This window comes from Achromobacter sp., assembly GCF_032113835.1.
Taxonomy (GTDB): domain Bacteria; phylum Pseudomonadota; class Gammaproteobacteria; order Burkholderiales; family Burkholderiaceae_B; genus Achromobacter.
Map to the genome: position 1 here is coordinate 1 of NZ_DAMCTG010000137.1, position 8,699 is coordinate 8,699.

At 67.2% G+C, this 8,699-nt stretch carries 6 protein-coding genes and 1 pseudogene; all 7 read right to left on the reverse strand.

Annotated features, from left to right (window positions below; genetic code table 11):
- Positions 1 to 128 (reverse strand): annotated as a pseudogene (gene aroE / locus RT697_RS26045) (shikimate dehydrogenase); the annotation flags it as partial.
- Positions 125 to 1,024 (reverse strand): TonB family protein, encoded by a 900-nt coding sequence (locus RT697_RS26050; RefSeq protein WP_313702537.1) that lies wholly within the window; start codon positions 1,022 to 1,024, stop codon positions 125 to 127. The pseudogene aroE and the gene RT697_RS26050, both read right to left, overlap by 4 nt.
- Before the next feature lie 81 nt (positions 1,025 to 1,105).
- Entirely contained in the window at positions 1,106 to 2,194 is a 1,089-nt protein-coding gene (locus RT697_RS26055; protein WP_313702533.1) for an ABC transporter ATP-binding protein, read from the reverse strand.
- Positions 2,187 to 3,965, reverse strand: a complete 1,779-nt coding sequence (locus RT697_RS26060) for an iron ABC transporter permease (RefSeq protein WP_175126245.1) — start codon at positions 3,963 to 3,965, stop codon at positions 2,187 to 2,189. Before RT697_RS26060 ends, RT697_RS26055 begins: the two co-directional genes overlap by 8 nt.
- A gap of 137 nt (positions 3,966 to 4,102) precedes the next feature.
- Positions 4,103 to 5,200, reverse strand: coding sequence for an ABC transporter substrate-binding protein (locus tag RT697_RS26065; protein WP_313702534.1), 1,098 nt, complete (start codon positions 5,198 to 5,200; stop codon positions 4,103 to 4,105).
- A 153-nt stretch (positions 5,201 to 5,353) separates the two neighbouring features.
- The gene (locus RT697_RS26070; protein WP_313702535.1) at positions 5,354 to 7,840 is read right to left on the reverse strand and encodes an extracellular solute-binding protein; all 2,487 of its coding nucleotides are present in this window, start codon (positions 7,838 to 7,840) and stop codon (positions 5,354 to 5,356) included.
- A complete protein-coding gene (locus RT697_RS26075) occupies positions 7,827 to 8,498 on the reverse strand; it encodes a response regulator transcription factor (RefSeq protein WP_313702536.1) in 672 nt (223 codons plus the stop codon). Before RT697_RS26075 ends, RT697_RS26070 begins: the two co-directional genes overlap by 14 nt.
- Positions 8,499 to 8,699: the final 201 nt, after the last annotated feature.

Genomic DNA, 8,699 nt, shown 5'->3' on the forward strand with positions numbered 1-8,699 from the left:
AGCAGGCGCTCGTAGCGCAGCGGCTTGCCGGTCTGCTGCGAAAACATGGCGTGGATCTGAGGCGAGCGGCTATGCGCGATGGGATTGCCGATGACGGCGTAGCGGGCTTGAGGAATCGCCTCGGTCATGGGGCCTGTGTTTCCAGAGTGTCGTTGACGAAATGCCAGGTGCGGGTGATGACCAGCACGTCCGTATCGCGGGCGATATCGGGAGGAAAGGGGGGAAAGGGCGCGGCCAGCTGGACGATGCGGCGCGCCGCCTGGTTCAGGACCGCGTGCGGCGAGGGCTGGTCGATCTCGACCTCGGCGATGCTGCCATCGGCGCGCACCGACACGGTGATGCGCAGCGATCCGTAGATGCGGCCGCGGGCCTCGTCGGGGTAGTGCTGGGTGCCGACCGTTTCGATCCGGGTGCGCCAGGCATCCAGGTAGCCGGCGTAGCGGGAGGCTTCGGCCGACGGCGCGATGAACTGTTTGCGCGGCTCGGCGCTGTACTGCTGGACCCGCGCCGCCAGCGCCGCCACCTGGGCGTTCTGGATGACGCTGGCCTGGTCCTGGGCGTCCTGGCCGACGTCGGCGCCGTCGGGCCACGGATTGACCGCCTGGCGCTCGGGGCCGGCGTTGTCCGGCGAGCGCAACTGGGTCATGAGCCGGGCCTGTTCGGCCTCCAGCTGCACCTGCCGCTGGCGCATGGCTTCCAGGACGATGGTCTCGGCCGAGCTGCCGGTCTGGGGAAGCGGGGTGGTCGACACGCCGCGGTCGGCGTTGCCGCCGCCCGTCATCTGGTTCTGCGCGACGGTGCGCGGGTTCTCCGGCGGCGTCTCGCTGCGGGCATTGAGCAGCACGACTTCCAGGCTGGTCACGGGCGGGCGCGTCTGCGTGGGCGCGCTGAAACGCCACGCCAGCGCGCCGGCGTGCACCAACAGCGATATCGCGATGCCGATACGCAGGTAGTGCTGGGCGGGGGCGCCCAGCCACCAGAGGTAACGGCTCAGCACGGAGGGGGAATCAGCGCGTTGCACCAGCGCATTGTAAGTCGAGTCCACGCCCGCCGCGCGGTCCGTCCGAAGGCGGTATTCGCCCTCGGACGGACGGCCTAGACCCCGTCAGGCGGATGCCCGGGGGAAGATCCAGACCTTGCTGGCGGGCAGCGCCAGGCGGCAGGGGCCCGGCTCGCGGCCTTCGGGGCCATAGGCGCGCAAGGCGAGGCTGCGGGCCGGATCGGCGTCCGGCGTGCGGAACAGGTATTCCCAGCGGTCGCCCAGATACATGCTGGTCAGTAGCGGCATGTCGACGTGGTTGCCGTCCGGGTCGTCCGCCAGGCGCACCTGCTCCACGCGGATGACGGCGGTGGCGTCCTGGCCCGCGGCGACGCCCGCGCCGGCCTTGCCCCACAGCGACCAGCCGGCGCCCTCGATCCGGGCCTGCCCGTCGCGCAGCTCGGTGACCTTGCCGTCCAGCCGGTTGTTGCTGCCCATGAATTCGGCCGTGAACAGGGTGGACGGCGCGCCGTACATCTCCTGCGGCGTGCCTTGCTGTTCGATCTTGCCGTTGTTCAGCAGCAGGATGCGGTCGGAGATTGCCATGGCTTCGCTCTGGTCATGCGTCACCATCAGCGCGGACAGCCCCAGGCGGATGATGAGTTCGCGCAGGAAGGCGCGCGCCTCTTCGCGCAACTTGGCGTCCAGGTTGGACAGGGGTTCGTCCAGCAGGATGACGGGCGGGCTGTAGACCAGCGCCCGGCCGATGGCCACGCGCTGCTGCTGGCCGCCGGACAGCGCGTGCGGATGGCGCTGGCCCAGCTTGCCCAGCCCGAGCTGGTCCAACACGGCCTGCACGCGTTCGCGCACCTCGGCGCCCGGCGTCTTGCGCAGCTTGAGCGGATAGGCGACGTTCTCGAACACCGTCTTGTGCGGCCACAGCGCGTACGACTGGAACACCAGTCCCAGGTTACGTTCTTCGGCCGGAATCTCGGCGCGGGCCGCCCCGTCGTAGACGACGTTCTCGCCGATGGTGATGCGGCCGCGCTTGGGGCCTTCCAGGCCGGCAACGGCGCGCAGCAGGGTAGTCTTGCCGCTGCCCGACGGGCCCAGCAGCGACACCACTTCGCCCTGCCGCAGCTGCATCGACACGCCCTTGAGCACCGGGTTGTCGCCGTAGTCCAGGTGCAGGTCTTCTACAGAAAGCTCAATCATGAAGTTTGACTCCGAATCGCAGGGCGATGCCCAGGCCGATCACGACCAGAACGATATTGATGAAGGAAAGCGCGGCCACGATGTCGATGGCGCCGGAGGCCCACAGCGACACCAGCATGGACCCGATGGTCTCGGTGCCGGGCGACAGCAGATAGACGCCGGTGGAGTATTCGCGCTCGAAGATCAGGAACATCAGCAGCCACGAGCCGATCAGCCCGTACTTGGCCAGCGGCACCGTGACGTGCCGCGTGACCTGGCCGCGGCGCGCGCCGGCGGTGCGGGCGGCTTCTTCCAGTTCGGGACCCACTTGCAGCAGGGTCGAAGAGATCAGGCGCAAGCCATAGGCCATCCACACGACCGTGTAGGCCAGCCACACGCTGAAGATGGTGCTGCGCAGGGCGCGCAGCCATTCGACGAAGTTCTCGCGCAGCCATTCCGCGAAGGGCAGGGCCGACAGCCAGCCGTTTTCGTCCACGTCGAGTGCGTTGTCCAGCCACATCGGCACGAACAGGAACACCCACAGGAACGCCAGGCCGGCAAGCAAGCCCGGCACGGCGCGCGGCACCAGCACGCTGTAGTCCATGAAGCGCGTGACGTTGTCCGGCTTGCGGTGCATGGCCAGGCCCACGAACATGTAGCACATCACCGCCAGGGCGCCGCCGAAGACACCGATGGCAACCGAGTTGACGATGGCGCGCATCAGGTTGGGCTGCGAGAACACGGTACGGAAGGCGTCGAGCGACAGCACGTCAAAGAGCGAGACGCCCAGGCCCCAGTTGGACACGAACGCGCGCAGCAGCACGCCGGTCAGCGGCACGATGATGGTGACGAAAAGCCAGAACGCGACCACCGCGCCGGCCACCCAGCGCCATTTGCCCAGCGGCAGCGGACGCGCACGCGAGGCCTTGCCCTTGACGGTGACGAAGCGGTTGGCGGTGCGCATCAGGCGGCGCTGCAGCATCACCAGCGGGATCGTCATGCAGATCAGCACCACGGCCACGGCGGCCATCAGGTGATAGGACGGGATGCCCAGCTTGTTGGTCAGCTTGTACAGATACGTCGCCAGCACGAGGTTGCCTTCCGGATCCCCCAGCACCAGCACCAGGCCGAAGACCTCCAGGCCCAGGAAGAAGAGCAGCACGGTGGCGTACAGCATGGCCGGCCGCACCATGGGCAGGCTGACGGACACCATCACGCGCAGCGGCGAAGCGCCGGCCACGCGGGCGGCTTCCTCGACGTCGGACCCCATGCTGCGCAGCGCCGACGAGATGTACAGGTAGGCGTGCGGCACGTGCGTGAGGCCGGCGATGATGACGATGCTGGTCAGCGAATAGACGTTCCAGGGCACGAAGCCCAGGATGTTCTGCACCCAGGTCGAGAAGAAACCGACCGGACCGGCCGCGACCACGTAGCCGAAGCCCAGCACCATGGGCGACACGAACACCGGCACCAGGATCAGCGGCTCGATCCAGCGGCGGCCCGGCAGGTCGGTGCGGATCATCAGGAACGCCAGCATGCCGCCCAGCGGGATGGCGATGGCGGCCAGCCCGAACGCGAGGATGAAGCCGCTGCGTAGCGCCTTGTAGAAATCGGGATCCGCGAAGATGAAGCGGAACGCGTCCAGGCTCCAGCTCTTGGACGGGGCAAAGAAGGGCGCCGAGAGGAAACTCTGGATGATGATGAACGACAGCGGCACGTAGATGGCGAGCGCCGTGATCAGCACCACCACGCCGCGTGGCAGGGACTGCCATTTTCTGCGCAATGACTGCATGGGAAATCCTGTGGTCGGAAATGACGCGGTGGCCGCGCCGCCGGGCACGAAGGCCCCGCGGCACGGTCAGGCGGACGGCGCGCCGTCCGCTGCGTTGGCGGCGGCCCCGGGCATCGATGCCGCCCGGAGCCCGGGCATCACTTGCCCGCTGCCGCCCGCCATTGCTTGATGAATTCCAGGCGCTTGTTTTGCTCCAGGTAGTCCAGCAGCGTTTCGTTGACGGGAATCGGCTTGAGCGAGGCGCCCAGCTTCTTGGTCATGCCGTCCACGTCGTTGTCGCCTTCGATGTCGTCGCGCACGGACGCCAGGTCGGCCTGGTTGGCCATGATTTCCTGGCCCTTCTGCGACAGCAGGTAGTCCATCCACAGCTTGGCGGCGTTGCGGTTCTTGGCCTTCTTGCTGATGAACGCGACGCGCGACAGCACCAGCGCGTAGTCGGTGGGGTAAGCCACGCCCAGCGAGGGATCGTTCTTGGCGCGCGTTTCGGCGTAGGAGCCCAGGATGTTGTAGCCGATCAGGTTCTCGCCCGAGGACACGCGTTCCATCATGGTGCCGGTGGACGACTGCACGATCAGGCCGCCCTTGGCGATGTCCTTGAGGGTTTCGAAATACTTGGGATCGTTGGCCTTGTCCTGCACCGCCAGCATGAAGCCGACCGCGGACTTCTCGATGTCGTAGGTGGTGACCTTGTTCTTGAACTTGTCGGGCTGGCTGGCGATCAGCTTGGCCAGCGCGCCGTGCGTGGTGGGTACTTCATTCGCGGGGATCAGGCGCTTGTTGTAGATGAAGACGGCCGGCTCGTACGTCGTGCCGTAGGCCGAATCCTTCCAGTTGGCCCACGCGGGCAGCTTGCCGGCCTCGGGCGACTGGTACTTCAGCGCGTAGTCGGTGGCCAGCTTCAGGGCCGAGTCCATCGACGAGCTCCAGACGATGTCGCCGCTGCCACCGCCCGCCGCCTGCTCGCTGATGTAGCGGTTGTAGAGCTCGGTGCTGTTCATGTCGTTGTATTCGACCTTGACACCCGGATACATCGCTTCGAAGCCCTTGATGATGGGGCCGGCGGCCTTGGTGTCGGTGGTCGAGTAGATGACGACCTTACCTTCCTTCTTGGCGCCGTCCAGGATCTTCTGGTAGTCGGCCGGGTAGCCCGCGGGCACTGCCTGCGCAAAGGCGCTGCCGGAGGCGATGGCGAATGCGGCGGCGCAGGCGGCCGCCAGTTTGGACTTGGCAAGCATGGGTGATGTCTCCGATTGATTTGGCTTGATGCGGGCTCTGGGGCCCGCGTGCCGCCATCTTAGGAGTGCGCGTCTGTCGTCGTCCTGTCATGGCGGCAAGCGGCGGCTAGGGGAAATCCCGGGGCCGCGGCGGCGCCATGCACGGGGTTGCCGTTACGGCCGCTGCGGCGTATCGGTGACGAGCCGGATCCAGTTCTGCACGAAGCGCGAATGCCGCCGCTGATCCAGCCCCACGAGCAGCGCGGGGCTGAGCACGACCGGCTGCACGATGCCCTGCGACCGCGCCAGCACCGCTTCGGAGGTCCAGCGCCCCGGCGTGTCTTCCATGATGGAGCCGAGCGCGGCATGGCTGGACGCGACCTGCTGCCCGGCGGGCGACAGCAGCCAGTCGACCAGCGCACGGCCCAGGTCGGGGTTGGGGGCGGTGCGCGCGATCAGCACCGAGCGCGCCAGCACCAGCACGTAGTCCTGCGGAAACACCACGCCGATGGGCCGGCCTGCAGCCTGCCGCGACAGGGCATACGAACCGAGGATGTTGTAGCCGATGTCCAGTTCGTCGCGCTCGATGGCGTCCAGGATCTCGGCGCTGGTGGCCGCCAGCCGCACGCCAGCCTGGCCCATGGCGTTGGCCAGCCCCCAGAAGTTGGAGGAAACCAGTTCGTCCTGTTCGGCCAGCAGGTAACCCAGGCTGCTGGCGGCAATGTCGTAGGTGCCGATGCGTCCGCGCAGACGCAGGGGGTCCTGTTCCAGCAGCCGCAACAGATCCTGGCGAGAGCGCGGCACGGCCGCTTCGGCAAAGCGCTTGGGGTTGTAGACGATGACGGCGGGCTCGAACGTGAAGCCGTAGACCTCGTGCCGCCAGATGGCCCAGGATGGAAGCCGCGCGGCGTAGGGGGAGGCATAGCTCTGCGCGTAGCCGTCGTTGGCAAGCCGGATCTGCAGATCCGACGCCGAACTCATCAGCACGTCCACATCCTGCAAACGTCCTTCGATGGCGGCCTCGTAGAGCTCGCGGCTGCCCATCTCGCGGTAGACGACGCTGACGTCGGGGCGGTGGGACTGGAAGCCCTGGATGAGCGGCGCGACGACGGGCGTGTCGGTCGGGCCGGCGATGGTGAGGACGCGGGAGGAGGGCTGGGGGGCGGGGTAGCGGGTGATGATTTCGGGGATTTGCGCCGCGCGCACGTCAGCGGAAGGCGCAGCTAGCAGCAGGCACGCGGCGCAGAGCGCGGCCGCTGCAGTGGTCAGCGCGCGCCCGGCTCCGGCGCGCGCCAAGGGCAGCACGACGCGAGCCGTCAGGCCGCCGCCTGGCCGGTCCAGCAGCCACAGCGAGCCGCCATGCGCGACGGCCACGGACCGCACGATCGCCAGCCCCAAACCGGACCCGGGCAGCGATTCCCCCGCGCGGCCGCGCGAAAATCGCTGCTGCACGGACTCCTTCTCATCGTCGGCCACGCCGGGCCCACGGTCCGAGACGGTGAGCGCAACACGATATCCGGCAACCGGCATGGCCTGAATTTCAACGGGCCCATCAGGCGCGTAACGCAGGGCATTGTCCACCAGGTTGCGCAGCATTTCGCGCAACGCGACGCGGTCCCCCGCGATGCGCGCACGGCGCACTTCGGGCGCAATGGCGATGCGCAGCCGCTGCGCATCCAACGGTCCGATGCGCCGACGCGTTTCGTTGACGGTCTCGGCCACGCCGACAAGCGCGCGGGCGCCCTTGCCCATGCGGTGGGTGATGGTGGCGTCCATCAGCAACTGGTTGATGAGCTGGCTGGCGTGCGTGGCGTTCAGGTGAATGCGCTCGAGCCGGGCGTGCAATCGCTGCGGATCGGTTTCGTCCAGCGCAACCTCGGCCTGTGCGCGCAGCGAGGCGAGCGGCGTGCGAACCTGGTGCGCGGCGTCGGCGACCAGCGTGTTGAGGCTATCCATGGCGCCGGACAGCCGCTGCATGAAACCATTGAGCGCTTCGATAAGCCGCCGCACCTCGCGCGGCACGGGCTTGGACAGCGGCGCCAGATCATCGGGCGCCCGGCGCCGCAGCTCGCGTTCGACAACGGCGAGCGGGGCAAAGGCGCGCTGCACGCCAAACCACAAGAGCCCGAGCGCAACCAGCGATACGGCAACCAGCGGCAACACGCTGCGTTGCAGGATCTCACCGGCCAGCGCCTCGCGCGATCCCAGTGTCTCGGCAACGCGCAACGTGACCCAACCGGCGTGCTGGCTGGCGGACACCAGACGGCCGACGGTCGCGACACGAATGGGTTCGTCGTGATACCGCAGGTACGTGAAGACGGGCGTGGCGGACTGCGCGAGCGGCAGGCCGGGCGCAAGGTCGCCGTACCCGGTGATGAGCCTGCCGTTGGAGGTGCGCGCTTCGTAGAACACCCGCTCGCCGCCGGACAGCATGGCCAGCGACGACACGGGCGGCTCGACGGTGACTTCGTTGTCTTCGATCTGAACCGACCCTGCGATGGTCAATGCCGAGGCCGCAAGCAAGCGGTCAAACGCCTGTTCCGCGGCCCGCTGGGCGTAACCGCGCAGGAAGAACACCAGCCCGATGAGCGCGCACGCAAGCAACACGGCGCCCAGCGTGAAGACGCGTTGCCGGATGGAAAAGCTTTCAGGGATTTTCATGGCTGCGGGCCTGATACCCGACGCCCCGCACAGTAACGATGTCGACAGATGCGCCGGCCAGCTTCTTGCGCAGCCGCGAGATCAGCAACTCAAGCGCATTGAGCGAGCCGTCGTCCAGATCGAAGATCTGATTCATGAGGCGTTCCTTGGCGACGGTCTGCCCAAGCTTTCCGACCAGAATCTCAAGCAACCGGAATTCACGCCGGCCCAGCTCCAGCGGGGCACCGGCCAGTTCGACATGCCGGCTGGCGAGGTCCAGACTGAGATTGCCGAAATGCGCAACACTGGTGGTCTGCCCCGCAGGCCGCCGCAACAGCGCCCGCAATCTCGCTTCGAGTTCGCGCAGGTCAAAGGGTTTGACGAGGTAATCATCGGCGCCAAGATCCAGCATGTCGATCTTGTCCTCGATCTCGGCGCGCGCGGTCATGACGAGTACGGGCGCGTCGAGCCCGGCGGCACGCAACTCACGGATAAGCGTGAAGCCATCCTTGCCGGGCAAGTTGATATCCAACACAAGCGCATCCCAGGTCTCGTCCAGCGCCCATCGCGAGGCCTGCACGCCGTCGTGGACCCACTGCACGCTATGACCTGCCGAACGCAACTTGCTCTCAACGGCATCGCCAAGATCGAGATTGTCCTCGACCAGCAGAATGCGCATGGTGTGTTCTCCTCCGATTGTTTTTTTGTTGGGAGTTTAACGGGGAGATCGTTAGCGTTGCGTTGGGGCTTCTCGTGTATGTTTGTTCGGCTTAGACGCGTAGCGGTTCGTGGATGTTGGCGAGTATCGTTCTTAAGGCGTCCGGCACGGTGGCGTCCCGGGGCGCGCGGGGCCACGATTGCGGTCCGGAGCCTTCGCTCC